The 24,491-nt window shown below is 70.7% G+C and carries 21 protein-coding genes and 4 pseudogenes; 5 read left to right on the top strand and 20 right to left on the bottom strand.

What is annotated here, in order from left to right; all coding sequences use genetic code 11:
* Positions 1 to 219: pseudogene (locus tag EF387_RS00785) on the bottom strand (IS701 family transposase); the annotation flags it as partial.
* Between the two features lie 90 nt (positions 220 to 309).
* On the opposite strand from EF387_RS00785, the pseudogene EF387_RS49915 reads away from it, so the two are divergent.
* Positions 310 to 411: pseudogene (locus tag EF387_RS49915) on the top strand (hypothetical protein); the annotation flags it as partial.
* Between the two features lie 539 nt (positions 412 to 950).
* Here the strand turns inward: EF387_RS49915 and EF387_RS49910 are convergent.
* From EF387_RS49910 to EF387_RS00720, 11 genes and pseudogenes are all read right to left on the bottom strand, one after another.
* Positions 951 to 1,127: pseudogene (locus EF387_RS49910) on the bottom strand (transposase domain-containing protein); the annotation flags it as partial.
* A 138-nt stretch (positions 1,128 to 1,265) separates the two neighbouring features.
* Positions 1,266 to 1,652, bottom strand: a pseudogene (locus tag EF387_RS00770) (hypothetical protein); the annotation flags it as partial.
* Positions 1,649 to 3,046 carry a hypothetical protein gene (locus EF387_RS00765; protein ID WP_128374486.1) on the bottom strand — a complete coding sequence of 466 codons (1,398 nt, stop codon included), beginning with the start codon at positions 3,044 to 3,046 and terminating at the stop codon, positions 1,649 to 1,651. The gene EF387_RS00765 and the pseudogene EF387_RS00770, both read right to left, overlap by 4 nt.
* Positions 3,043 to 3,876, bottom strand: coding sequence for an ABC transporter ATP-binding protein (locus EF387_RS00760; RefSeq protein WP_128374485.1), 834 nt, complete (start codon positions 3,874 to 3,876; stop codon positions 3,043 to 3,045). Before EF387_RS00760 ends, EF387_RS00765 begins: the two co-directional genes overlap by 4 nt.
* A complete protein-coding gene (locus EF387_RS00755; RefSeq protein ID WP_128374484.1) occupies positions 3,873 to 4,691 on the bottom strand; it encodes a zf-HC2 domain-containing protein in 819 nt (272 codons plus the stop codon). The genes EF387_RS00760 and EF387_RS00755 overlap by 4 nt, the downstream gene beginning before the upstream one ends.
* Positions 4,688 to 5,248: an RNA polymerase sigma factor gene (locus EF387_RS00750; protein ID WP_128374483.1), complete on the bottom strand. Its 561-nt coding sequence runs from the start codon at positions 5,246 to 5,248 to the stop codon at positions 4,688 to 4,690. Before EF387_RS00750 ends, EF387_RS00755 begins: the two co-directional genes overlap by 4 nt.
* A 117-nt stretch (positions 5,249 to 5,365) precedes the next feature.
* Entirely contained in the window at positions 5,366 to 5,806 is a 441-nt protein-coding gene (locus tag EF387_RS00745; RefSeq protein WP_128374482.1) for an IclR family transcriptional regulator domain-containing protein, read from the bottom strand.
* Positions 5,790 to 6,407 (bottom strand): transposase domain-containing protein, encoded by a 618-nt coding sequence (locus EF387_RS47920; protein WP_274388909.1) that lies wholly within the window; start codon positions 6,405 to 6,407, stop codon positions 5,790 to 5,792. The genes EF387_RS00745 and EF387_RS47920 overlap by 17 nt, the downstream gene beginning before the upstream one ends.
* Positions 6,408 to 6,678: 271 nt before the next feature.
* Positions 6,679 to 7,920, bottom strand: coding sequence for an NAD(P)/FAD-dependent oxidoreductase (locus EF387_RS00730; protein WP_128374481.1), 1,242 nt, complete (start codon positions 7,918 to 7,920; stop codon positions 6,679 to 6,681).
* Entirely contained in the window at positions 7,917 to 9,416 is a 1,500-nt protein-coding gene (locus EF387_RS00725; protein WP_202918103.1) for an amidase, read from the bottom strand. Before EF387_RS00725 ends, EF387_RS00730 begins: the two co-directional genes overlap by 4 nt.
* Positions 9,413 to 10,738 (bottom strand): Nramp family divalent metal transporter, encoded by a 1,326-nt coding sequence (locus tag EF387_RS00720; protein ID WP_128374480.1) that lies wholly within the window; start codon positions 10,736 to 10,738, stop codon positions 9,413 to 9,415. The genes EF387_RS00725 and EF387_RS00720 overlap by 4 nt, the downstream gene beginning before the upstream one ends.
* Positions 10,739 to 10,891: 153 nt before the next feature.
* Here EF387_RS00720 and EF387_RS00715 point away from each other — a divergent pair, with 153 nt between their 5' ends.
* Positions 10,892 to 12,049, top strand: a complete 1,158-nt coding sequence (locus EF387_RS00715) for an Lrp/AsnC family transcriptional regulator (RefSeq protein WP_128374479.1) — start codon at positions 10,892 to 10,894, stop codon at positions 12,047 to 12,049.
* 39 nt (positions 12,050 to 12,088) lie between these two features.
* Here EF387_RS00715 and EF387_RS00710 read toward each other — a convergent pair whose 3' ends face one another.
* Positions 12,089 to 14,449 (bottom strand): putative bifunctional diguanylate cyclase/phosphodiesterase, encoded by a 2,361-nt coding sequence (locus EF387_RS00710; protein WP_162467058.1) that lies wholly within the window; start codon positions 14,447 to 14,449, stop codon positions 12,089 to 12,091.
* A 166-nt stretch (positions 14,450 to 14,615) separates the two neighbouring features.
* Between EF387_RS00710 and polX the strand changes: the two genes are divergently transcribed.
* Positions 14,616 to 16,352 carry a DNA polymerase/3'-5' exonuclease PolX gene (polX, locus tag EF387_RS00705; protein WP_128374477.1) on the top strand — a complete coding sequence of 579 codons (1,737 nt, stop codon included), beginning with the start codon at positions 14,616 to 14,618 and terminating at the stop codon, positions 16,350 to 16,352.
* 220 nt (positions 16,353 to 16,572) lie between these two features.
* Here the strand turns inward: polX and EF387_RS00700 are convergent, their stop codons facing one another.
* The 5 genes from EF387_RS00700 to EF387_RS00680 all read right to left on the bottom strand — a co-directional run bounded on the left by EF387_RS00700 (position 16,573) and on the right by EF387_RS00680 (position 21,499).
* Positions 16,573 to 16,794, bottom strand: a complete 222-nt coding sequence (locus EF387_RS00700; RefSeq protein ID WP_128374476.1) for a 3-deoxy-D-manno-octulosonic acid transferase — start codon at positions 16,792 to 16,794, stop codon at positions 16,573 to 16,575.
* Positions 16,795 to 17,016: 222 nt separating this feature from the next.
* Entirely contained in the window at positions 17,017 to 17,859 is an 843-nt protein-coding gene (locus tag EF387_RS00695; protein ID WP_128374475.1) for a carbohydrate ABC transporter permease, read from the bottom strand.
* Positions 17,860 to 17,862: 3 nt separating this feature from the next.
* Positions 17,863 to 18,891 carry a carbohydrate ABC transporter permease gene (locus EF387_RS00690; protein WP_202918102.1) on the bottom strand — a complete coding sequence of 343 codons (1,029 nt, stop codon included), beginning with the start codon at positions 18,889 to 18,891 and terminating at the stop codon, positions 17,863 to 17,865.
* Positions 18,892 to 18,954: 63 nt separating this feature from the next.
* Entirely contained in the window at positions 18,955 to 20,298 is a 1,344-nt protein-coding gene (locus EF387_RS00685; RefSeq protein ID WP_128374474.1) for an ABC transporter substrate-binding protein, read from the bottom strand.
* Positions 20,299 to 20,479: 181 nt separating this feature from the next.
* Positions 20,480 to 21,499, bottom strand: a complete 1,020-nt coding sequence (locus EF387_RS00680) for a LacI family DNA-binding transcriptional regulator (RefSeq protein WP_128374473.1) — start codon at positions 21,497 to 21,499, stop codon at positions 20,480 to 20,482.
* Between the two features lie 180 nt (positions 21,500 to 21,679).
* Here EF387_RS00680 and EF387_RS00675 point away from each other — a divergent pair, with 180 nt between their 5' ends.
* Positions 21,680 to 23,029, top strand: a complete 1,350-nt coding sequence (locus EF387_RS00675; RefSeq protein ID WP_128374472.1) for a glycoside hydrolase family protein — start codon at positions 21,680 to 21,682, stop codon at positions 23,027 to 23,029.
* A 67-nt stretch (positions 23,030 to 23,096) separates the two neighbouring features.
* Here the strand turns inward: EF387_RS00675 and EF387_RS00670 are convergent, their stop codons facing one another.
* Both EF387_RS00670 and EF387_RS00665 read right to left on the bottom strand, forming a co-directional pair.
* Positions 23,097 to 23,594: a YbaK/EbsC family protein gene (locus EF387_RS00670; protein WP_128374471.1), complete on the bottom strand. Its 498-nt coding sequence runs from the start codon at positions 23,592 to 23,594 to the stop codon at positions 23,097 to 23,099.
* A complete protein-coding gene (locus tag EF387_RS00665) occupies positions 23,564 to 23,746 on the bottom strand; it encodes a hypothetical protein (protein ID WP_420802504.1) in 183 nt (60 codons plus the stop codon). The genes EF387_RS00670 and EF387_RS00665 overlap by 31 nt, the downstream gene beginning before the upstream one ends.
* Between EF387_RS00665 and EF387_RS00660 the strand changes: the two genes are divergently transcribed.
* Positions 23,658 to 24,437 carry a LysR family transcriptional regulator substrate-binding protein gene (locus EF387_RS00660; RefSeq protein WP_420802503.1) on the top strand — a complete coding sequence of 260 codons (780 nt, stop codon included), beginning with the start codon at positions 23,658 to 23,660 and terminating at the stop codon, positions 24,435 to 24,437. The two genes, EF387_RS00665 and EF387_RS00660, sit on opposite strands and share 89 nt — an antisense overlap.
* Positions 24,438 to 24,491: the final 54 nt, after the last annotated feature.

Raw genomic sequence — 24,491 nt, 5'->3', positions numbered from 1 at the left:
TCAGCGTCCACTTCTGGTTGTCACCGCTGCCGCATCTCCACAGCACCAGGCGCGTGCCGTTGGACGTGGCCGCGAGAGGACTGCCTGGGCGGCGGTGACGAGGGTGACGTGGTGGTGCCAGCCGCGCCAGGTGCGGCCCTCGAAGCGGTCCAGGCCGACGCCGTGGTTGAGTTCGCGGTAGTCGTGCTCGATCCGCCAGCGCATCTTCGCCCACCGCACCTGCGGGCGCTAAACCGGTTGGACGAGGCGCTCGACGTCCTGCGCGACGCGCTCGCCGTGGTCGACCGGCCGGAGAGCCTGGCCACCCCGATGGCTGCGAGGGGCCCGGCCGTCGTCCTCAACAACATCGGCGCGACCGTTGCCTCCATGGGCAGACCCGAAGAGGCGCTGGAGCCGATCCGGCGCGGGCTCTCCATCCGGCGCGGCCTCGCGGCGGACGACGGCGCCCCCGACGAGCTGTTCTGGAGTTCCCTCGTCCAGCACGCGTCCGTCCTGACGGAACTGCGGCGCCTGGACGAGGCGCGCGAGGCCGCCGAGGAATGCCTCGAGGTCGGCTCCGAACTCGTCCGGGGCAAGATCTCCCGCCCCAGGGTGGAGGCCCAGGCGCAGATCATGCTCGCCGAGAACCTGATCGACCTGGCCGAGGGAACCCCGACCGCGAAAGTGACCGGCGCAGGGCGAAGCGACTCGTCGACCGGGCCGTGCGCAACTACGGCCGCGACATCAAAGCAGGACTTGTCGTGGCCGCGGCTGTTGCCGGGGCGGCCGAAGGCGGCCTCGTTGGCCGGGCTGTCGGCCACGTCCCAGCAGGTGGCGTCCATCGCCAGCAGCCGCAGCCCCCGCCAGAAGGCGCCCGGGGTGGCTTCGGTGCCCATCGGCTTTGCGGGCGTGGCAAACAGCACCCGCAGCGGCTCCGCTCCCAGCCGCTGGCGGGCCCGAAACAGCGACGACTTCGCCGGGACGTGCCACTCACCCAGCAGGCCCGCACCTCGCAGACCCTCGACCAGGTGCCGCATCACCTCCAGCTACGGCGCCGGCGAGAACAGGGCCAGCGCGAGTACGAAGTAGACCACCAGCCGGGCCGGCAGCAGGCGTCTGCGGTGCTCCACACGACCACAGGCGGCCACCACACGATCCACCAAACCCGGCGGATACACCCAGGTCAGCAGCCCTAACCCCGATAGCTCACCGACACTTGCAGACACCCGAACCACCCCCGGGACCACTGCACAGCAGCGTACGCCCGCAAGCTAAAACAACGGCATTGCCCCTAAGAGCGCCGCGCCCAGGGCGGCCAGTCCCATCAGGCCCGCAGCGTCCCGGACGACGAACGCGGTGGTGGCCATGTCCGCGCCCATCGTCTGCACGGCCATCAGCACCGCGGCGACGACAGCGCCCGCGAGCAGCACATGCCCTGCCCTGCGGGGCACCCAGCGGATCGCGGCCGTCCGGTCCAGCGCCGGGTCCTGCCCGCCGAGCCCGGTCGAGGCCGCCATCGCCCCCGCAGCGAGGACCAGCACGGGGAGCCGCGGGTCAGCGGGCCCCTCATCCCCGCCTCGGCCGAGTGCCCAGACCGCCACCGCGCTGATCACGACAGCGGCGAGCGACGCGGGCACCTGCCGCGAGCGCGCGTACAGCGTCAGCCATCTCACCGGGACGCACCGCCGCTCAGCGCGTCGAACGCGTCGCCCTTGCAGGAGTGCGCGGCTGTGCGCATCGTATTGATCCGTGTGAGCTGCTCGGCCGGCGGAAGCGCCTTGAGTTCCTTCCACACCGAGCGGCTCTCTGCGTCGACCTCGCGGCGCAGAACGGCCGACAGCGTGCCGGGGAGTGGCTCGAGGTCGCCGAGGACCCAGGCGGCCGCGACGGTCTGCGCGTACAGGTCTTCTCCCACGCTGGTCGAGCCGACAGGATCACACCCCGGCACCATGCCTTTGGCGATCAGCGCCCGGGTCAGCTCCTTGCCCTTCGCGGCGGCGATGATGTCGTCGTTGAAGTCGAGGAGCACAGTCCTGCGGGACCATTGCGGCGTGGCGCCCTTCGGCAGTACGGCGGTGTTCTCGCGGACCGAGTCCGGTGCCCGGTCACCCAGGGCGGTGTGCAGCAGACGCAGCGCCTCCTTGGCGGGGCCCCCTAGGTCGGCGAGTCGGTCGCGGTGGGCACTGGTCACGCACACCGGGCCGTCGCACACCAACTCGGCGGCGGCCTCGTCGACGACGTACATCCGGCGCGGGTCGGAGGGCAGGACGAGCAAGGCGAGCGCGGCGCCCGCCAGGACGGGCGTCAGGGCGACCAGCCGGGCGCGTGGGGTCGCGGCGACCAGCAGCGCGAACCCGGTCGCGGCCATCCCGAGCAGCCAGATCGTCTGCCCGACATGCACGGAGGCGGAGACCGTGACGAGCACGTTGCGGACCTCTTCCACCTCGGGTGACAGCAGGGAGAGCAGATTCGGCTCCGTGCTCTTCATCCCGTCCCCCGTGGTCGTCCGGGTCCGGCCCAACGACATGTGCATGAGGGCCGTGAACACCAAGGCGACCATGGCCAGCGCGGGCGGGGTGAGCACGGACGGCAGGGCCCGCCCGGCGCCCATGCCCAGCACGGCGCCCGCGACCAGGAAGAGTGCCCCCACCAGCGAGATCGGCAGCCACCCGAGGTGCATGTACTCGGTGTTGGCGAGCACTTGAACCCCGCCCACGAGGACGAGCAGTGCATAGGCCGACGCCAGTGTGATCGCCGTCGCGCCCGCCGGCTTGGCCGCGCGGTGCCAGGCGGGACGCGATGTGGTCGTGAGCAGCTCGGTCAATTTCGAGCGGTGGTCGCGCAGGCCCTGCAGGGCGCCGAGTCCCACGGCGAGTGGCCACAGATAGAACAGCAGGCCGCGGGTCCACATGGCCAGGGACGTCCACTGGGCCGTCCAGGCCGTGGTGCCCTGCCACCACTCGGCGTTGGGCAGATACAGGAACGTCAGCGCGGACGTCAGGACGACGACGCCGGCCCACGGGGCGACGGAGCGCTTCAGCTCGGTGCGCAGGACGCGGACGTTCACCAGGCGCCCCTTCCCTGGCGGGGGCTCCGCAGCATGGCCGAGTAGCCGCGCTCCAGCGGGCTGTCGCCCTCGTGCTCGGGGCCGCCCGCCGAGGCCAGTTCGTCCGGCGGGCCCTGGAAGACCAGCCGGCCCTCGGCGAAGAGCACCACGTCGGTGCAGGCGGCGGCGACGTCCTCCACCAGATGGGTCGAGACGACCACGCAGGTGTCCGTGCCCAGTTCCTGCAGCAGCTCGCGGAAGCGCAGCCGCTGTGCCGGGTCCAGGCCGACCGTCGGCTCGTCCAGCAGCAGGATCGTCGGGTCGTTGACGATGGCCTGCGCGATGCCGACCCTGCGCACCATGCCGCCTGACAGCGCCTTCATCTTGTCGTCGGCGCGGTCGGCCAGGCCGACCCGCTCCACGGCGCGCTGCACCGCCGCGGGGATCTCCGCCTTGGGCACCTCCTTCAGCCAGGCCATGTACTCCACGAACTCGCGCACCGTGAAGCGCCTGTAGTAGCCGAACTCCTGCGGCAGATAGCCGATCCGGCGGCGCAGCGCACGGAGCTCGCCCGTACCGCCCACGGACTCGCCGAGCAGTTCCAGAGCGCCCTCGGTGGGGCGCAGCACGGTGGCCAGCGTCCGGATGAGGGTGGTCTTGCCCGCCCCGTTGGGGCCGAGGAGTCCGTGCACGCCGGTGCCCAGGGACAGGTGGAGGCCGTCGACGGCCATGCGTTTCCTGCCGACCCTGACCTTCAGCCCGGTGGCCTGGATCTCCCAGGCGTAGGCCGTCGGTGCGATGTCGGCCGCGTTCACCGCGGACGTCATGTGGTGTTCCTTTCCTGTGTTCATCGATGGGCTCCCAGCACGGTGTAGGCGCCCCTTCGGGCGATCACGACGCCGATGCCGAGCGCGAGGATCAGCCCCCACACGGGCAGACCGACCGTCTGCAGGGCGAAGGTCGTACGGCTGGTGGCCAGGGTGGGCGCCGCGACCACGGCGGCCCACACGGCGGCCAGCGCGACGGCGGCGCGGGTCACCCCGACGACACCGCCGAGCGCCAGGGTCGTCGAGGTGAAGGCCAGACAGGGCAGCAGCCACTGAGCCACCATCACCCCCGTCACCCATCCGCCCACCAGCAACACGGGGACGACCACGCCGAGCACGGACGCGGTGCGCCGCAGCACCAGATACAGCCCGGCCCGGGGTACCGAGGCCGTCAGTTCGTACGCCGGGTCCAGGCCACGCGACCACGACGCCGCGACACCGAGCACGGGCAGGACCGGCGCCAGCAGCAGCACCACGGACACGTCGCCGGAGCTGGTGTCGGCCAGGTCGAGCAGCAGGGCCAGCAGGGTCACGCCCACGACCATGGCCAGCCACGGCACCATCGTGGGCGTCATCCACCTCGACAGCCGCGCCGACCAGCGCCGTCCGTGCGGCATCGGGGCGGTGACCGCCAACTGGGGTTCGAGGCCGGACCACACGGTGTCGACCAGCGCTGCCACGGCGGGCGCCCCGGCATCGACAGCGGTGGACAGCCGGTCACGGCACACCCGGCACCCCTCCAGATGGGCCTCCAGAGCCCACACCTCGTCGGCGGCGAGGTCCGTGCCGCCACGTGCGTAACCCTCGATGATCCGCATCGACGCATGTTCCGCACTCACGCCAGCGCCCTCCGCATCGCGATCCGGGCCCGGCGGGCACGGGTCTTGACCGTGCCCTCGGGCAGCCCGAGCAGGACCGCGGTCTCCCGGACGGACAGCCCGTCGAGAACCAAGGCCTGCAGTACCTGTCTCAGTTCCGGCGCGAGGCACCGCAGCGCGTCCCCGACCTCACCGCCGACGCTCGCCGCGAGCGCCTCCTCCTCCGCGGCGGGCGCCGCCTCGGCCATGGCGGCGGCGGGCGGCGGCTCCGCGTGGTGAGCCCTGCGCCGGAACGCGTCGACCAGACGGCGCGCCGCGATCGTCCACAGCCAACCAGTGGCCGACCCGCCGACCGCGGCCCCGGCGAACGCCCCCGCCGCCCGCCACACCGCTAGAAAGGTCTCCTGCATGACCTCCGCGACGATCTGCTCGTCCACACACCGACGGCGCAGCCGCACCGCCAACCACGGCGACGTCCGCCGGTACAACTCCTCGAACGCGGCACGGTCGCCTCTTGCCACCAGCCGGACGAGACGCTCCTCGTCCAACTCGTGCAGCGCTGCCTTGACTGATCTCACACCCGCTAGACGCCCGAGCCGTCCCGCGGGTTTTCTCCCCAACGTGATCCCCGCCACATGAAGCCGGCGGCCGCGCCTCCCGCGAGCGGCCACCTCGCCGACTCCTCTACGTCCGGCTCATGCCTTGCCGAACCGGAACACCGCGGCGGACCAGCCGGTTTCAGGCACTCCGCCGTCGAGCGCCCGGCTGATCGTCCGCTCTTCATAAGCCCGACCTGCGGTGCGCAGGGCGGCCTCCATCCGCCGCCCCGTCCCTACGACCGCGCTTGCCAGCTCTGCCGAGGCCCCTTCCCAGCGCGCCGCCGTGGTCCACATTCCGACCGCTGCAATCGTGACCCCGTCACTGTCGGAGATGGGTGCTGCGACAGCGCGCAGGCCGGGATGGATCTCGCCCCTGTCGAACGCGATCCGGTTGCGCTGCACAACGTCGAATTCCCGGAATAGCTCGTCAAACTCGACGACCGTGGTAGCCGTGAAGCGCTCCGGTTCGGGACGAAGAAGAAGACGTCGCTCGTCTTCTTCTCGGTCCGCGACGAGGACTTCACCATCGCACGACAGTGCGAGTACCGGTCCATAGCCCTCTGCGGGAGCAACCGGTCAGTGTCGGTGCTGGACCCATGACGCAACACAATGAGCGGTGAGCAAGCTGAAGTTTCTGGTCACGGGTCTGGTGTGCGTGGGCATCGGGATGCTCGTGCTGGTCGCTGGCAGGTGACTTTGGTGAAGATCGTCGGTCATCGGGCGACTTCGCGGTTCGTGAGGAGCAGCAAGGCCCGGACCAGGGCGGTCGCCCAGGAGGGGTCGGTGCGTACCTTGCCGAGGACGCGCCACGGCTTTGCGGCCGTGGCAAACGCACCCGCAGCGGCTCCGTTCCCAGCCGCTGACGGGCCCGAAACAACGACGACTTCGCCGGGATGTGCCAGTCGCCAAGCGGTCCCTGGCCTCGCAGACCCTCGACCAGGTGCCGCATCACCTCCAGATACGGCGCGGGAGAGAACAGGGCCAGTGCAAGCACGAAGTACACCACCAGCCGGGCCTGCAACAGGCGTCTGCGATGCTCCGCACGGCCACAGGCAGCCACCACACGATCCACCAACCCCGGCGGATACACCCGGATCAGCAGGCCTGACCCCGATAACCCACCGACATCTGCAGACACCTGAACGACCCCCGGGACCACTGCACATCAGCAGACGCCCGCCAGCTAATACAACGGCATTGGCACTAAGGGCTTGCCGGGAAATAACTTGCGTGCTCCAGGTCTTGACACCGCAGCTCAGGAGCGATGCTCGCCGACGAATTATTTATCGGCGAGCCCTAAGGGGTCCTTTCACTATGCCAGACCACGCGACCTGATCGGACGCTCATAGTGAAGGACCCCCAAGTCGGCATGTGGATCCATGACCCCTCTCGGAGCGGAAGCGCCCCTCTCAGCGCAACGGATGCAACGGCCCCAGTTCCGCCGGGAGCCGGCCCGTCACAATCGACTCGGCGAGGAGTCTGCCGCTCAGCGGGCCCAGGGCGATCCCCCACATCCCATGGCCGCCACACACATGCACCCGCGGTGAGCGCGTCGGACCGACGAGCGGGAGGCCGTCCGCCGTGCAGGGACGCGGTCCCGCCCATTCCTCGGTGCGTCGGCTGAAGTCGGCACCCGGCAGCAGCGGGCGAGCCGCGTCGGCCACCGCCTGGACACGACGCGGGTCGACCGGCCGGTCGGGCCCCGTGAACTCCATCATCCCGGCGACCCGTACGCCGTCGCCCAGCGGTGTGCACACGACCCGCTGTCCCGCGAAGTAGGTGGGACGCGAGGGCAGACCCTCCGCCGGCATGGTGAAGCTGTAGCCCCGGCCGGACTGAACCGGGACGCGCACGCCGAAGGGGGCCGCCAGCGGGTTCAGCCAGGCGCCCGCGGCCAGGACAGCCACATCGGCGCGCAGTTCCGTCCCCTCGGCACCGAGGACGGCCACCTCGCTGCCGAGGTCCCGGACGCGGTTGACCGCCACCCCGCCGAGGAGTTTTCCGCCCCGGTGGCGCACCGCGTCGGCGAGCGCCCCGACGTAAGCCCCCGGGTTCAGGTGCCGCTGGCCGCGCAACCGAACCGCTGCGTCGATCCGTTCCGACAGGGCCGGTTCGTCCGCGCGTGCCTCGGCGCCGGTGAGCAGGTCGTAGTCGACCTGCTGACCCGCCGCGCGCACCGCTTCGAGTTCCTCGACGAACGGCTCACGACTCGCCTGTGAGGTGAACGCGACGAGGCACGGCTCGCCCGCCCGTGCCGGTTCTTCGACACCGCCCTCGGCGAGTTCGTCGTACGCCGCGAGCGAGCCGCGGTTCAGCGCGGCGAGGGCACTCATCGAGACCCGCCACCGCCGACTCGTGCAGTTGCGGCCGAAGGAGACCAGGAACCGGGCCAGCCGCAGATCGGCACGGGGCGGGATGTAGACCGGGGACGACGGGGAGAGCAGCGTGCGCAGGCCCAGCCGCAGGGCGCCCGGTTCGGGCAGCGGCACGGTGAGGGCCGGTGCCAGCCAGCCGGCGTTGCCCCAGGACGCGCCGCCCGCGACGCACCGCCGGTCCACAACCGTCACCTCGACCCCGGCCTCCTGCAGGAACCAAGCGCCGGCCAGCCCCGCCATGCCCGCGCCGACCACGACGGCGCTCCGCGGACTCATCGCCGGCCCCCTTCCGCCGGGGCCCCGGCGGGCCGCCCCGTCCGGGGCCCGTCCCCGATAGCGACCGGCGGTCGGCGTTCCCCCGTGCGCGTCGCGCGTTCGAAGGCGTAACCGGCCTGGAGAACCGCCCAGTCCTGCCGGTGCGGGCCCACGATCTGCAGTCCGACCGGCAGGCCGCCGGGAGTGAAACCGGCCGGCACCGACAGCGCCGGGCATCCGGTCACGGAGATCAGATAGGCCGAACGCATCCAGTCCAGATACGTCTCGACCGGGGTGCCGTCGACGGCCTTCGGATAGGGGAGCCGGACGTCGAACGGGGCGACCTGACTGACCGGCAGCAGCAACAGGTCGTAGCTCTCGAAGAACTTCCGGACCCGGTGGAAGACGGCGGCCTGCTCCAGCTGGGCCAGGCCGAGGTCCGGGCCGGTGAGCCGCCGGCCCTCCTCGATGTTCCACACCACGTCGGGGGACATCCGGTCCGCGTGCTCTTCCAGCAGGCTCCCGTAGGCCAGTTCCATCTGCCAGGCTCGTTGGATCAGGAACACCTCCTCGGCGCCGGACAGGTCGGGGGAGACCTCCTCGACCTCACAGCCCAGCGAGGCGAACACCTCGACCGCGGGCCGGAGGACGTCCCGGATCTCCGGGTCAACGGGCACCGTCCCGCCGAGGTCGGGGGACCAGGCGACCCGCAACCCCCCTGTCCACACGCCGAGTTGGCCGGCGAACGCGGAACCTGGCGTCTCCAGGGCACGCGGGTCGCGAGGATCGGGACCGGCCAGCACGGACAGGGTCAGGGCCACGTCCGCCACGGTCCTGGCCATGGGTCCCTTGACCGAGAGCTGCCCCCACGGCACCCTGTCCGGCCACGCAGGAACCCGGCCGGGGGAGGGACGCAGACCCACGACGTTGTTGAAGGAGGCCGGATTGCGCAGGGAGCCCCCCGTGTCGCTGCCGTCGGCGATCGGCTGCATCCCGCAGGCGAGGGCCGCGCCCGCGCCGCCGCTGCTGCCGCCCGCGCTGCGGGACAGGTCGTAGGGGTTGCGGGTGGCCCCGAAGACCGGGTTGACGGTGTGCGAACCCATGCCCAGTTCCGGCACGTTGGTCTTGCCGATGGTGATGGCGCCCGCCCTCCTCAGGCGCTCGACGACCAGGTGGTCCCGGTCGGGAACCCGTTCGGAGAACAGGGGCGAGCCGTGGGTCGTGCGAATGCCGGCCGTGTCATGCAGGTCCTTGTGCGCGACGGGCAGCCCGTGCAGGGGGCCCGGCTCGGCTCCGGCGGCGAGCCGTTCGTCCGCCTTCGCAGCCTCCTCCAGGGCCCGTTCGGCGACCAGCGTGACAATGGCGTTCACCGCCGGATTGACCCGCTCGATCTGTTCCAGATGGGCGGTGACGACCTCCCGGGCGGACACCTCCCGACGCCCGATCGCGGCGGCCAGTTCGGTGGCGGTCCAGAAACAGAGACCGTCCTGATCGGCGGGGCTGACAGCGAGACTCACGACCCTCCAAGAGATTCCTTGAGCTGAACGACGGCCAGCACCCCGAAGAGGACGAGGGAGCCGGACAGCAGCACATTCGACATGATCTTGTTGCGGTAGGGACGCTCGACGGTCCGCCGGTTGAGCAGCACCAGCAGCGCCCCGGACAGCAGCGGCAGGATCAGCGAACCCACCGCCGCGTAGGTCAGCACCAGGGGCACCGGCCGCCCCAGGAACGTGACGGCGACGGCCGCGACCGCGCAGTAGAGCAGGAAGCCGCGGAAGGGGCGGCTGCTTTGTGCCATGTGCGGCTCGGCCGCCGCGTCCGGGACGCCCCGTATGGTCCGCAGCGAGTCGGACAGCAGATAGCACAGCGCGTTGAAGCCGCCGACCAGCGCGCTCAACGTCACCAGGAAGAAGGTCCCGAGGAACAGCACCCGGGCCACCGAACCGAGATCCGCGCCGAGCGGGTCGGCGAGCGCCGCCAGCCCGTCGTTGCCCGTGATGGTCCGGCCGCTGCCGAACAGCAGGCCGGTGCCGACCACCGAGGTGCAGAACACGAACAGGAAGGTGACGGTGTAACTCACCGCGGAATCCGCCCGCATGACGGACAGTCGACTGCCATGCCGCCAACCCTTCTCCCGCACCCAGTAGCTGTACGACGCGATCCCGGCCGTGCCTCCGACGCCGCCGATCAGCGCCAGCACGGTCACCACGTCCCCCGCCGGCAGCCGCGGCCTGAGCGAGGAGAACAGACCCGGCAGGTCGTCGGTGGTGACGAGCGTGGTCACCGTGAGGACGACCATGCCGAAGAACTTGGCGAGCATGAAGACGCTCATCACCCGCTCGAACAGCGCGTACCGCCCCACGTACACGATCGCGGCCGACGCCAGCGCGATCGCGATGCCGGTCGGACGCGGCGGCAGCACCGGGAACAGCGTGGACAGCGCCAGCGCTGCGACCGAACTCAGCGCAGCCCCGTACAACAGCCCGATGACCAGCACGAAGAGGAAGAACGCCGCGGGCAGCAGGCGGCCGGCCGACCGCAGGCTCGCGATCACCGTCTGCCCGGTCGCCATGTACAGCCGCCCCACCGCCTCGGTCAGCGAGTACTTCAGCACGACTCCGATGAGGATCGCCCACATCAGCGCCATCCCGTAACCGGCGGCGCCCGCGAGGGAGGTCACCATGTCGCCGGCGCCCACGCTCGCGGCCGCCAGCACCAGGCCGGGGCCCAGCAGGACAAGTCGGCGCCGTGGCGCTGCGGAGGCCGCCTCGGGCTCGGTGGATGCGGCCGCCCGTTGCCGAGGGGGACTTCCAGGGGTAGCAGTCACGTCGACCATCTCCGTACGTCGCGGGAGGCATGGGTTCGTGCGGCTCGTACGGCCCGGCTGGCTGGTTCCGTTAGGTCCGTCCCCTGGGAAGCCTCGGGGAGGCTGACGGAAGGGAACAAGAACTCTGACGGGAATGACGGAATCCGCCATACTGGCGGTCCGATGGACGCACGACCGACCGCCACCGTGGCGGATTCGCTGGACCGCCGCATCATCAGCGCGCTGCAGATCGACGGCCGCGCCTCATGGCATCGCATCGCGGCGGCTCTCGGCGAGCCCGAACGCACCGTCGTCCGGCGGGGCACCCGGCTGCTGGAGTCCGGGCTGGTGCGGATCGGCGCCATGGCGGTCCGCGGCCGCAGCACGGTGATCGGTGTGCGTTGCGCTCCCGGGCGGGCCAGGATGACCGCCAACGCGCTGGCCCGTCGCACCGACTGCGTCTTCGCCCATATGCTGACGGGATCCCCGGACTGCGTCGCGGAACTGCTCTGTCCCCGGGAGCGCCTCGCGTCCCTGGTGATGGACGAACTCCCGGGCCTGCCGGGCATGGTGGAGAGCTTCACGCTGCCCGTTCTGCGCCATGTCCGTACGATCCGCGAGTGGCACGCAGGCCTGCTCACCGAGGCCGAGATCGCCGCCCTCGGGGCCCCGTCGGCGCCGACGTCGGCGTCATCGGTGCCATCGGCGTCATCGGTGCCATCGGTGACGCCTGTGCCGTCGGTGACGCCTGTGCCATCGGTGCCCTCCGTGCCGTCGGTGTCGTCGACGTTGTCCGCGCCGCTCGTGCCGTCGGTGCCGTCGGTGCCGTCGGTGCCGTGGGCGGGGCCGGCTCCCGGCGATGTGCTGCCGCCCGGCGAGCCGGCGCGGGAACTCTCCCGGCAGGACCGGCTGTTGCTCCACGCCCTCGCCGAGGACGGCCGGTGCACCTACGACGAACTCGCCCGGGTCGCGGGAGTGTCGGAGGCCACCGCCCGGCGACGGCTCGGCGCGATGCGGCGGGACGGCACGGTGCGCATCCGGGCCGTTATCGAACCGGCACTCCTCGGACTGCCGGTGGAGGCGGTGCTGTGGGTGCGCACCGCGCCGTCCGCGGCCGAGGCGGTGGCGGTGGTACTGGCCGAGTCCCCGTACGTCCGGTACCTGAGCTTCGTCACCGGGGAACGCCAGCTGCTGGTTCTCGCCGCCTTCCCCGATGAACCAGCCCTGTACGGCTTCGTCACCCGCTCCTCCTGGCTGCGGGACACTGCGTCCGTGGACGTCTCGTTCGTCCTTGGCTCGCTCAAGCGCGGCGGCATCCTCGCCCCGTGGCTGCGGGACTGACCGGCCGGCCGCCGTACGCCGGCGGACCCGTCAAGGCCGTCAGGGATTCGTGTCCGACAGGGTGAGGGCCGCCTGGGTGGCGAGATAGGCCTCCAGCGCGTTGGGGGACATCGGGCGGGAGTAGTAGAAACCCTGGCCGTAGGGGCAGCCGAGCGCACGCAGCCGCTTCGCCTGGTGCGGTGTCTCGATGCCCTCCGCGATGGTGTCCAGGTCGAGCGCGTATCCGAGGTGGAGGATGGCCTGGATGAGGCTGTTGTCGACCGCGGCGCCACCGAGGACGAAGCTCTGGTCGATCTTGACGATGTCGACCGGCAGGTCCCGCAGGTAGGACAGGGACGAGTAGCCGGTGCCGAAGTCGTCGATGGAGATGCGCACGCCGAGGTCGCGCAGGGCGCGGATGTGCGCGGATGCGGTCTCGGCGTCGGCGACCAGGGTGCTCTCCGTGATCTCCAGGACGAGTGAGGTCGCGGGAAACCCGGTCTCCGACAGCACCTGCCGTACGGTCTCGGGGAACCGGTTGTCCTTGAGCTGCCGGCCGGAGACGTTGACGGCCACGCTCAGGGGCCGGCGCGCCGGCACGGTGTCGTGCCAGCGCCGCCCCTGAGCGCACGCCTGCCGCAGCACCCAGGCGCCGATCGGGATGATGAGGCCGGTCTCCTCGGCGATGGGGATGAACAGCTCCGGCGGGGTGTGCGCGCGGCCGGGCTGCTGCCAGCGCAGCAGGGCCTCGACGCCGACGACCTCCGTGGTGGAGAGGTCGACGACCGACTGGTAGCGGACGGCGAACTCGTTGCGGGTGAGCGCGTAACGCAGTTCCTGGGCGATGCGCGCGTGGTTCTGCTGCGCCAGGCTCATCGCGGACTCGAAGAGGACGGCGCGGTTGCGGCCCCGGTTCTTGGCCACGTAGAGGGCGATGTCGGCGTCGCGGAGCGCGTCCTTGAAGGACATCGGTTCGTTGATGGCGACGATGCCGATGCTGGCGGTGACGAAGACGCTGCGATGCCCCGACAGCGCGAACGGAGCCTTGAACCGCTCCAGGAACCGTGTGGCGTACCGCTCGGCCGGGGTGTCCCGCAGGTCCTCCGCGAGGATCGCGAACTCGTCCCCGCCCATCCGGGCGACGGTGTCCTGCCGGCGCGCCGCGCCCAGGAGCCGGTGGCCGACCGTGATGAGGAGTTCATCGCCGACGGGATGACCGAGGCTGTCGTTGATGTCCTTGAAATGATCAAGATCGATCACCAGCAGTACGGTGTTCCCGCTCGTCGACGCGCGGCCGAGGGCCTCCTCCAGCCGCTCCGAGAACAGCGTCCGGTTGGCCAGCCCGGTGAGCCTGTCGTGGAAGGCCTGGTGGCTGAGCTGTTTCTGCAGCTGGGTCTGTTCCTGCAGGGCCTGCTCCGCCATCCTGGCCCGTACCTTCGCGCGGTCGGCCTGGTTCTCGGCGAACCGCGCGAGGAGCATGATGCGCACCATCAGCAGGAGCGTCAGCGCGGCGACGATTCCGCAGATCACGGCGGCGTGCAGGGGCTGTTCGCGCACATCGCCGATGTTGGCGACCACCAGCGCGGGGCCCAGCAGGGTCAGCAGGATGAGCACCCACATACGGGCGGGCGACAGCTTCTCCTCGCCCGGTGGCGGCGCCACCCGGGTCGTATCGGCCAGGGACGGGTGCAGGGCCGCCGCACCCAGACAGACGTAGGCGCCGTTCCACAGACCGTCGGCGACCTCCGCGGCGACCGGCGTGCCGCTGGCGGCCAGGGTGGAGTAGTACAGGGCGTCCGCGGCCAGCGTGGCGATGACCCACGCCGTGAACAGCGCCAGCGCGGGAGACCGCACCCCCGAGGTGAGCACCAGCCGCGCGGCCATGTACAGCAGCAGCAGATCGAGCACCGGATAGGCCAGCGAGACCGTCAGGGGCAGGGCGGACGTCTCGCTGCGGAGGTAGGGCTTGACGACGAGTGCCCAGGTCAGGGTGGCCATGCCGAGCGTGATGATGCCGGCGTCCAGCAGGGGGATCCAGCGTCTGTCGGTGCTGCGCGCCGACCCCAGGACGATCAGTCCGGCGATGAAGAGGAGATAGCCGGCCAGATAGAACAGATCGGCCACGGACGGGACGGGCACCATCGTCCCCGCGATCTGCAGGGCGCCGAAGATGGTGTCCGCCACGGCGAACAACCCCGTGCCCACGGCGAGCAGATACCAGGACACGGCCGGACGCGGACGGTGCCAGCGGACTCCCACGAGGATCGCCACCGCGGCGGCGGCGGACAGGATCGCGGACACCAGATAGCGCACTGGGGAGGACTTGATGAAATAACTCGCGTCCACCAGGGCCCCGGCGACCAGAAACCACCACCACGCGTTCCGGCGAACGACCTCACCCCTGCTCCGCGCTTTCTCCATGGTCCTCCTAGGCGCGGCCCCCAGGCGGGACCGGACGGCCCGCCACAGAACAGGTTCACCACTCCAGCGAAGAACGGCGCCCGGAAGATCGCAACACGGATCACTCCATCCACAGCAGTGACTGCCCGGTGGTACCGCGCGCCCGTCGATTCCTAGACTCTGAGGTGTGGCCCGGCCCAATGACGAGGTCGAGGCGCTCCTGCAGGAGTACGCGGACCTCATCGCGATCACGGGAGGCGACGCCTTCAAGGCGCGCGCCTACGAGAAGGCCGCACGCGCGATTGGCGGCCACCCCGCCGACATCTCCCACCTGGACGCGGGCCAGCTGCGGGACATCCCGAACGTGGGCCGGTCGATCGCCGAGAAGGTGATCGAGTACCTGCGCACCGGCACCGTCACGGCCGTCGAGGAGCGGCGCGCGAAGATCCCCGCCGGCGTGCGCGAACTCATCACGATCCCCACCCTCGGCCCCAAGCGCGCGATGCGGCTCTACGAGGACCTGCACATCTCCTCGGTGAGCGAGCTGACCGCCGCTATCGAGGCGGACGCGCTGCACGACCTGAAGGGCTTCGGCGAGAAGACGCAGGAGAACATCCTGCACGGCATCACCCTGATGCAGCAGTCGGGCGACCGCATTCCGCTGCACCTCGCCATGGACGCGGCCGAGGGCATCGTCGCCGAGCTCTCCCGGGTGTCCGGCTGCAGGCGCTGCACGTACGCGGGGTCACTGCGGCGCATGCGGGAGACCATCGGAGACATCGACGTCCTCGTCGCCGCGAAGCGGTCGGCTCCCTTCATGGAGGCGCTCGGCGCGCTGCCGTCCACCGCCGAGGTGATCGCCCACGGCGAGAAGAAGACGTCGATCCGCACCACCAAGGGCGTCCAGGTCGACCTGAGGGTGTTGCCGCCCGAGTCGTGGGGCGCCGGACTGCAGTACTTCACCGGCTCCAAGGCGCACAACATCCGCACCCGCACCATCGCCGTGCGCCAGGGGCTGAAGTTGTCCGAGTACGGTCTGTTCGAAGTGGACGGCGGAGCGTCGGTGGCCTCCCGCACCGAGGAGGAGGTGTACGCGAGGCTCGGCCTGCCGTGGATCCCGCCCACCCTGCGGGAGGACCGGGGCGAGATCCAGGCCGCCCTGCGCGGAGAGCTGCCCGACGTGGTGACCGAACACGGCATCCGCGGTGACCTGCACACCCACACCGACCTCACCGACGGTCTCGCGCCGCTGGAGGAGATGGTGGCGGCCGCGGCCGAACGCGGCTACGCGTATTACGCGGTCACCGACCACGCGCCCAACCTGTACATGCAGCGCATGACGGACGAGAAGATCCTCGCCCAGCGGGAGCGGCTGCGGGAGCTGGACGGGCGCCACCACGGGATGCGGCTGCTGCACGGAACCGAACTCAACATCGGCCCGGACGGGGACGTGGACTGGCCCGAGGACTTCCTCGACGGCTTCGACATCTGTGTGGCCGCCCTGCACTCCCACTTCGACCTCGACCGCGGGACGATGACCCGGCGGCTGGTGCGCGCCTGCGAGAACCCGCACGTCCACATCATCGGCCACCCCACCACCCGGCTGATCGGCAAGCGGCCCGGCGTCGACGCAGACTGGGACGAGGTCTTCGCCGCCTGCGCCCGCACCGGCACCGCCCTCGAGATCAACGCCCAGCCCGACCGCCTGGACCTGTGCGACGAGGACATCCTGCGCGCCAAGGAGCACGGCACGAAGTTCGCCGTGGACACCGACGCCCACTCCGTGCTGCACCTGGCCCATCTGCGCTACGGAGTCGCCACCGCGCAGCGCGGCTGGCTAACTCCGGAAGACATCATCAACACCTGGCCGCTGCGCCGTCTGCGGGGGTTCCTGCGCAAGACGGGCGGCTCAGGTCACCGGTGACCGGTATGTGCCTGCCGGGGCACTAGCTAGGGGTGTGTCGAAAGTCCCGCACAGCACCCGCGGCGCCCGGCACGCTCCCCCAAGCTCTCCGAGCAGGGGGCACCCCCACTCGCCGCACCGGCCAAAGACCCAAGTAGCTCTGCTACGAGGGCCTTTTTCCGGCACACCGAAGCCACGCACCGGACACCGCGGGCACCGCACGGGACTTTCGACACACCCTCTAGAAAACATCGTGACTGCCAGGTTCGATCACCTCGTCCAGAACCTGTCGGACGGCGCTGTACGCGACCGCGTTCACATGGGCCTCGGTCCCACCGCCCACGTCATCACTCTGCGGTTTCTCTGACCTGTCCCTCCACCGCTCCTCCTCGCGCGCGGCCCAGGCCCGGGCCCGCTGGATCCGGCGCAGCAGCTCGTCAGAGTCAACGACGACATCGTCCATACCGGGAAAGTACCCCGGATGCCGTCGAGCAGCCGTACGAGTACGTCCCTGCGAGTGGCACGGCGATCCCGGCAGGTTATGCGCGGCTGCGTCACGGACGGTCACCCCCGGTCGCATCCGGTCACATCCGGTCACGGCCGCCGTGACCCGCCACTCCGACCGGTACACCACTCCGACCGGTACACGGCTCGGCGCTCAGTGGCCGGCCTCCCACCGGTGTTCTCAGCCCTTGACGGCGGAACTGGCGACTCCCTGGACGAACCACCGCTGGAAGAAGACGAACACCACCAGCACGGGCAGCACGAGCAGCACACCGAAGGCGAGGATCTGGCCCCAGTCCAGGGGGAGTTGAGCCTGGAAGACACTCATCTGCAGGGGCAGCGGGCGGACCGACGGGTCGGAGACCATCAGGACAGGCCACAGGAAGGACCCCCATTGGGTGAGGAAGGTCAGGATCGCGACCGACGCGAACACCGGCTTCGACATCGGCACGATGATCGCGAAGAAGGTGCGCCAGGGCCCCGCCCCGTCCAACCGGGCCGCCTCCTCGATGCTCGGCGGGATGGAGCGGAAGAACGTGTGGAACTGGTAGATCGAGAAGGCGTTGGCGATGAAGGGGATCGCCTGGATGTACAGGGTGTTGCGCTGGTCGTTGAACAGGTAGAAGAGCGGTACGGCCACCGACTCGAACGGGACCAGCATCAGCAGCAGGACCAGGGTGAACACGGCTTCCCGGCCGCGCCACTTCAGCCGGGACATGCCGTACGCGGCCATCGAGTTGACGAACAGTCCGCCCGTCACCACGACGAACGCGACCCCCAGGGAGATGGCCATGAACTGCCAGAAGTAGCCGGTGCTGTCGGAGTCGAAGCTGCGCAGCACGGCCGCGTAGTTGTCGAACGAGAGATGGGTGGGCAGGAAACCGGACAGGCCGTCGAGGACTTCGTCGGAGGGCTTGAAACTGCCCAGGAACAGGTACAGCACGGGCAGCGCGAAGATGAACGACAGGACGCCGAGCACGGCGTAGTCGAGGGAACGCCGCAGCGGTGTACGGGTCATGGCCATGGGTCAGTCCTCGTGTGCGGGCCGGACGACGCGGCGTTGGATCAGGGTCAGGACGACGACGATCAGGAAGAAGACGACCGTGATCGCCGACGCCTGGCCGATGTTGTTCTGGTCGAATGCGGTCGTGACGGCCTGGTACATCACGGTGCGTGTGGCGTCCTCGTCCAGCCCGCCGCCCTTGACGAGTACGTAGACCTGGTCGAAGACGCGGAAGGAGAGCACGGACGTGAGCAGGGCGACGAAGACGAGGGTGCCGCGGATGCCGGGCAGGGTGACGTGGCGGAACTGCTGCCAGCGGGTGGCGCGGTCGAGTTGGGCGGCCTCGTAGAGCTCGCCCGGGATCTGCTGCAGCCCGGCGAGCAGGATGACCATCTGGAAGCCGACGCCCTGCCACACCGACAGCACGATGATCGACGCCATCGCGGTGGCGGTGTCACCGAGCCAGTCGAAGGCACCCCAGTTGCCGAAACTGACCGCGTCCAACGCCGAGTTGAGCATGCCCTGGTCGCTGCGGGCGAGGATCAGCCGCCAGATGACCGCGACCAGCGCCATGGGGAAGACGACCGGCATGAAGAAGAAGGACCGGAAGACGCCGATGGCCTTGAGCTTGCGGTTCAGCAGCACCGCCAGCGCCAGCGCCAGACCGGTCTGGAGCGGTACGACGACCACGGCGAAGGTCAGGTTGTTCAGCAGGGCCCGCAGGAACGGGCCGGACAGATCCGGATCGGTGAACAGGCGCCGGTACTGCTCCAGGCCGAAGAAGGTGGGCGCCAGCGGGGACCCGAGGCGGACGTTGTAGAAGGAGAGCACCACGGCGTAGACGAACGGGACACCGACGAAGGCGATGAGACCGACGACGGCCGGCGTGGACATCAGCAGTCCGTGCACCCCGTCGCGGCTCTTGCGCGTCGACCGCGCCGATCGGGCGGGACGCGCCGAACTCGCGGGGCGGGCGGGCCCGTCGGGTGTCTCGGGTGGGGCCGCCTGTTCGTGGCCGGGCGGCGCGGCGTGCGCGGGTTCCACGGAATTCACGGGTGGTCCTGTTCCCGGCGGGGGCGGGCCGCTCCTGCGCGTGCCCGCCCCGGCCGATGGGTCCTACGGGATCTGGTAGCCGGCGTTGTCGGAGAAGTCCTGGTCGATGGCGCGGGCCGCCTTGGCCAGGGCCTCCTTCGGGTCGGCACCGCCGTAGACGGAGTTCAGGGCCTCGCTGAACTTGGCGGTGACCGTGGGGTATCCGGCCGTGACCGGGCGGGTCACGGCGACACAGGACTCGGTGATGTCGCTGTCGCCGCAGGGCTTGGCGAGCTGGTCCGCGTAGAGCCGCAGCGGACCACCCTCGCGGTACAGGGTGCTCTGGGCGAGGGCTGACTTCGTCGCGGGCGGGGCGCCGTTGGCCGTCGTCATGGCGGTGACGTTGGCGTCGTTCAGGAGGGTGTCGAGGAAGGCGCCGGCCGCCTTGGCGTTCTTGGTGTTGGCGCCGATGCCCCAGGCCCAGGAGCCCTGGCCGGACTTGGGGCCGTTGCCGAAGTCGGGCAGCGGCAGAACGACGAGGTCCTCGCCGAGGGCCTCGCTGTAGGCGGGGTACATCCAGTGGCCGACCCAGCTCAGGGCCACCCGGCCCTTGGCGAAGGCGTTCCCGTCGGTGTTGGGGTCGACAGAGGGCTTCCAGGACTGGAAGGTCTTCAGCGCGGAGACCACGGCGGGGGAGTCGAGGGCGCCTTCGGCCTTGCCGTCCTTCAGCAGGGCACCGCCGGCGGACCAGACGATGGGCGAGAAACCGTAGGTGCCCCACTCGTTGGAGAGCCCGTTGGCCTCCTGAATGTCGAGGACCTTGCCGTCCGGGTCCTTGGCCTTCAGCGCGCCCAGCGCGGCGGTGAACTGCTCCGCGGTCCAGTCGTCGGACAGACCCTTGGGATACTTCACCCCGGCCGCGTCCAGCAGCTTCTTGTTGCCGTAGATGCCGAGCCCGGAGTCGTACATGCCCAGGCCGTAGTGCTTGCCGTCGATCTCGCCCTGCGCCTTGCTCGCGGCGGCGGCGTTGTCCATGGTCTTGGCGGAGACGTAGGTGTCGATCGGGGCGAGCTTCTTGTTGTAGACGAAGTTCGCCATCGTGGGGCCGTCGAACTCCATCACGTCCGGCAGCTTGGAGGCGTCGGTGGCGGTGATGGTCTTGGTGTAGTCGTTGCCGGGTATCAGCTTCAGCTCGACCTTGATCTTGTCCTGCGAGGAGTTGAAGGACTGCACCGCCTTCTGCAGGGCGGCGTCCTCGCTCTTCTGCCCCTGATGGGCCCAGACGCTGATCGTGCCCTTGCCGGTGCCCGCCTCGGCGGAGGCGTCGGTGCCGCTGCCGCCACCGCAGGCGGCCAGCGCCGCCAGCGGGAGGGTGAGAGCCAGGCTCGTACGGGCGGCGTGACGCAGCCTTCTGTTTCCGGCGTTCATGGTGGTGCCTCCGTGCGTCGGTACTGGGTGAGGGTCGATGTGGGTACGGGGTGGTTCCGGGTGCTGGGCGTTCGAGGACGCGGTTGACCCGGGTGCCGCGCGGGACCAGTGCGGGCCCGCGCGGATCAGCGGCGTCCGCGCGGTTACCGGGACCCGCGCGGGTTGTCGAGGCCGGCGCGGGTCACTGGGGTCCGCGAGGGCTGGGTGGAGCGGTGGTCTCGCGCAGGACGAGCCGTATGGGCATCTGCACATGACCGGGGAGCTCGGCGTCCGGCTCGTCGAGCCGGCGCAGCAGCAGCCGGGCGGCCTCGGCGCCCTGACCGGCGACCGGCTGGGCGACGGTGGTCAGCCCTATGACTTCGGCGAGTTCATGGTCGTCGAAGCCGACGACGGACACGTCGTCCGGCACCCGCAGCCGGTGACGGCGCAGGGCGCGCAGAGCGCCCATCGCCATCTCGTCGGACTGGGCGAACACCGCCGTCGGCGGCCGGGACCCGGCGAGCAACTCCGTCATGGCCTGCTCACCGCCCTCGACGGTGTAGCCGCCGTCCGCCTCCAGGGCCGGATCGTGCGGGATACCGGCGTCGGCCAGCACATCCAGGTAGGCCTGGCGCCGGTCTATCGGAGTGGTCCAGTGCAGCGGCCCGCTGGCCCCGGAGATCATGCCGATCCGGCGGTGGCCGAGGTTCACCAGGTGACGCACCGCGCTCTCGGCACCGGCCCGGTCGTCGATGCCGACCACCACGAAACCGTCCCGGGCACCGCCCACGGTGGTGGCCAGCGGCACCCCCAGGGAAAGCAGCGCGTCGGTCTCCTCCGGGTCGGGAATCAGCAGTGACAGCACCGCGTCCACCCGCTTGCGCACCGGAAGTTTGGTGAAGAAACGCTTGCGTGCCTCCGGCGAACCCAGGTTGTACAGCAGGACGTCGTAGCCGGCCGCGCTGAGGATCTGCTCGGCGGCGTCCAGCACGGTCCCGAAGAACCAGCGGCCGATGTACGGGGCGACCACCCCGATGGTGTAGGTGCGCCCGCTGGCCAGGCTCGAGGCCGAACGCGAGGCGGTGTAGCCCAGTTCGGCGGCGACGGCCGCGATCTGCGCCCGCACCTCGTCGGACACGCCCGGCCGGCCGCGCAGTGCGCGGGACACGGTGGACGCCGAGACTCCGGCGGCGCGGGCGACGTCGGTGATGCTGACCGTCACGGCGCGGTTCCCCCTTCGATTTCACATCGGTGTGTTCTGTGGGTGACGTGACCGTAATGCCGCCCTCGTTGTTGCGCAAGCGTTTGCGTTCAGATTTACTTGGGTCGCTTCTCAACTGATACTCAACCAGCCCACGCTCTGCGCACGCGTTTGAGCGCTGTGAGTCGACAGGAACTGCGCATGCGATACGCCCCGCCCGGCCTCTGCGTGAACGACTTCGCCGTGCTCCGCGACGAGGACGGCACGTATTCGGTACTGCATCTGCAGGGCCCCTGGACGGCAGAGTTCGACCATCTGCGGATGGAGACCTCGTTCGGCCGCGCCACCTCCACCGACCTGGTCCACTGGCGCCCCGAGGGCACCGTGTTCGGCAACGGTCTGCCCGGCCGGTTCGACCAGCAGGCGGTGTGGACCATGCATCCGTTCCGGCACGGCGACCGGATGGCCATGTTCTACACGGGGGTCTCCGGGCTGACGCCCGGTGGCTGGCCGCTCCAGGCGGTCGGACTCGCCTACTCCGAGCGCTTCGACGGCACCGGCTGGCGCCGCCACGCCACCGCACCCGTCGCCGAGGCCGACCCGCGCTGGTACCGCACCGGTGAACGCATGGGCTGGCGCGACCCGTTCGTCGTGCCCGACGACGAGAGCGACGGCTGGGTCATGGTCGTCTGCGCGGCGGACGCCGCCCTGCCGGCCGAGACCAGCGGCTGTGTGGGCCTGGCGACCTCTGACGACCTGGAGCACTGGACGGTCCACCCGCCGCTCATCTCCCCGGGCGACATCAACGAGTTGGAATGCCCGGTCCTGGAACGGCTCGACGACGGCAGCTGGTTGCTCCTCGGGTCGATCGGCGCGACCCGCGGCTTCGAGTCATGGACGGCACCCCGGCTGCGGGGGCCGTGGACCCGCCGGGGCCCGCTCGGTCCGACCGGCGCCTACGCCCCGCGCGTCATAGCCGCGCCCGACGGCTCCCGCGTCGTCCTGCACACCACACCCCGGCGCGTCGGCCTCACCGACTGCGGGGAACGCTGCCGCGGCATGCTCGCCCAGCCGAAACTCCTCGTCACACCGGCGGACGCGGCGCCCCGGCTGGAATGGTGGCCCGGCCTGAACAGCTGGCTCGGTGAGGAGACCTGCCGGCCCGCCCTCCACGCCGTCGGCGACCTCGGCATCACCGGTCCCGTCGAGGTCACCGTGCGCACCGACACCCCGGACGGCGGCACCCCCGCGCTCGTCGTCGGCTGTGACGGCAAGAACCTCTGGGTCGGCGGACCCGACGGCACCCGGCTCGGCGAGACCGTCCTGTCCGAGCCCGCCGGGACCCTGCGGATCCTCACCGTCGGTGAGTACGTCGAGGTCTACGCCGACGGCGTCTTCGCCCTGACCACCCTGAGCTACTCCGGCCACCCCGCCCCGTGGACGGCCGTCACGGAAGGCCGCAGCCGTGCCGTTCCCGTCCGGCCGATCCGGCTGCCCGACCCCCATCGCGACGACGCCTCGGCCATCTGGCCCGGCGCATCGCACAGTTGACGCCCCGGTCGCCGTCCGCCGCCCGGCAGCCGTGGCAGCGCCCGACTCGACTCACGGGCGGCGGCCCTCACACCGAGGGCTGCCCCGCGATCCCCGCGACGCGCGGCCGGGCGAGCTCGGCGTAGTCCGCCCCCGACATGACCAACGACCGGTCCAGCCGCGCCGCGTTGAAGTACAGCTTCGGCTGGGCGACGACCTCCGGGTCGGCGACGAGTTCGAGGTCGGGGTCGAAGCTGAACGGCAGGACCGTGCCGGGCACGGACCGCGCCAGACGCTCCGCGGTGACCGCGTCGCTGAAACCGACGTAGCGGGCACCGTACAACTCCCGTACGGCGTCCAGGTCGACGCGGCGGTCTCCGGGTACCACGGCGAGCACATGACGTGTGGTGCGGCGGTCGAGCTTGACCCTCAGGACGATGCACTTGGCCGCCTCCGACTCCGGATGGCCGCGCAGCGCACACACGGCCTCGGTGGCCCCTTCGGGAGCGTGGTCGATGAGGTCGTAGGGGATCGCCGCCTCGTCGAGCAGCGTGATCAGACGCTGGTAGGTGTCGTGGTCGGCCATGGGGAAGATCCTTTCACGGGGCGGGAGTTGCGGTGGGCGTGTTCGACGGCCTGGCCCCAGTAGGTGCCGACGACCATCAGGACCGCGCCGAGCGCGGTGAGGACGGTGAGCCGCTCCCCGCCGAGGCCGATCCCGATGGCGGCCGCCCACACGGGTTCGGTGCCCAGCAGCAGGCTGGCCCGGCCGGCGGAGGTGTTCCTCGACCAGCCCGGCGGCACCGTCTCGGTCGCGGCCTTCCACAGCGCGGCCGCCGCCTTCTACCCCCATCTGCTGCGCGCCCTCGCCGAACCCGGGTCCCCGCGGCCCGCGCTCCACGACGAGGACGTGGCGCAGAACGACTTCCCGCCCCTGACCCGGGACTACGACATCGTCCTCGCCCACCGGCTCGACCACGCCCCGCCCTGGTCGGCCACCGTCTCCGCGACCACGCTGCTGCACGAACCGCTCGACGTCGCCCTGCCCGCCCACCACCCGCTGACCGCCAAGCGGCGCCTCACCCCCGGCGACGTCGCCGACCAGCCCTGGATCACCGTCCACGACGGCTTTCCGCTGATGGCCACCGTCGAGGCGATCGCGGCCGCCGCCCACCGGCGACTCGACATCGTCCACCGCATCAACGAGTTTGCCGTCGTCGCGGAGGTGGTCGCCGCCGGCGGCGGCATCGCCCTGATGCCCCGCTGGACGGCGCGTCGCCACCCCGACGTCGTCCTGCGGCCCCTCACCGGCGTGCACGCCCGGCGCCACATCGACGCACTCCACCGCCCCGAACGCACGGCCCGCCGAGCCGTCCGCGTTGTCCTTGCCGCCCTGCGCCGCGCCGCCACGGAGATCAGACGAAGTTGACCCCCGCGCGGGGCGCGGCAGCGGTTCGTCCGTCATCGACCACACAGGTACGGC

This window comes from Streptomyces cavernae (assembly GCF_004023625.1).
Taxonomy (GTDB): Bacteria; Actinomycetota; Actinomycetes; order Streptomycetales; family Streptomycetaceae; genus Streptomyces; species Streptomyces cavernae.
The sequence above is the reverse complement of the archived record's forward strand: the minus strand, read 5'-3'. Positions and strand labels throughout refer to the sequence as shown.

Bases quoted from the DNA above. Each gene is read 5' to 3' on its own strand.
- EF387_RS00760 (WP_128374485.1), bottom strand. From the start codon at position 3,876: ATGAACACAGGAAAGGAACACCACATGACGTCCGCGGTGAACGCGGCC.
- EF387_RS00730 (WP_128374481.1), bottom strand. From the start codon at position 7,920: ATGAGTCCGCGGAGCGCCGTCGTGGTCGGCGCGGGCATGGCGGGGCTG.
- EF387_RS00720 (WP_128374480.1), bottom strand. From the start codon at position 10,738: ATGGTCGACGTGACTGCTACCCCTGGAAGTCCCCCTCGGCAACGGGCG.
- EF387_RS00715 (WP_128374479.1), top strand. From the start codon at position 10,892: ATGGACGCACGACCGACCGCCACCGTGGCGGATTCGCTGGACCGCCGC.
- EF387_RS00710 (WP_162467058.1), bottom strand. From the start codon at position 14,449: ATGGAGAAAGCGCGGAGCAGGGGTGAGGTCGTTCGCCGGAACGCGTGG.
- EF387_RS00700 (WP_128374476.1), bottom strand. From the start codon at position 16,794: ATGGACGATGTCGTCGTTGACTCTGACGAGCTGCTGCGCCGGATCCAG.
- EF387_RS00695 (WP_128374475.1), bottom strand. From the start codon at position 17,859: ATGGCCATGACCCGTACACCGCTGCGGCGTTCCCTCGACTACGCCGTG.
- EF387_RS00685 (WP_128374474.1), bottom strand. From the start codon at position 20,298: ATGAACGCCGGAAACAGAAGGCTGCGTCACGCCGCCCGTACGAGCCTG.
- EF387_RS00675 (WP_128374472.1), top strand. From the start codon at position 21,680: ATGCGATACGCCCCGCCCGGCCTCTGCGTGAACGACTTCGCCGTGCTC.
- EF387_RS00670 (WP_128374471.1), bottom strand. From the start codon at position 23,594: ATGGCCGACCACGACACCTACCAGCGTCTGATCACGCTGCTCGACGAG.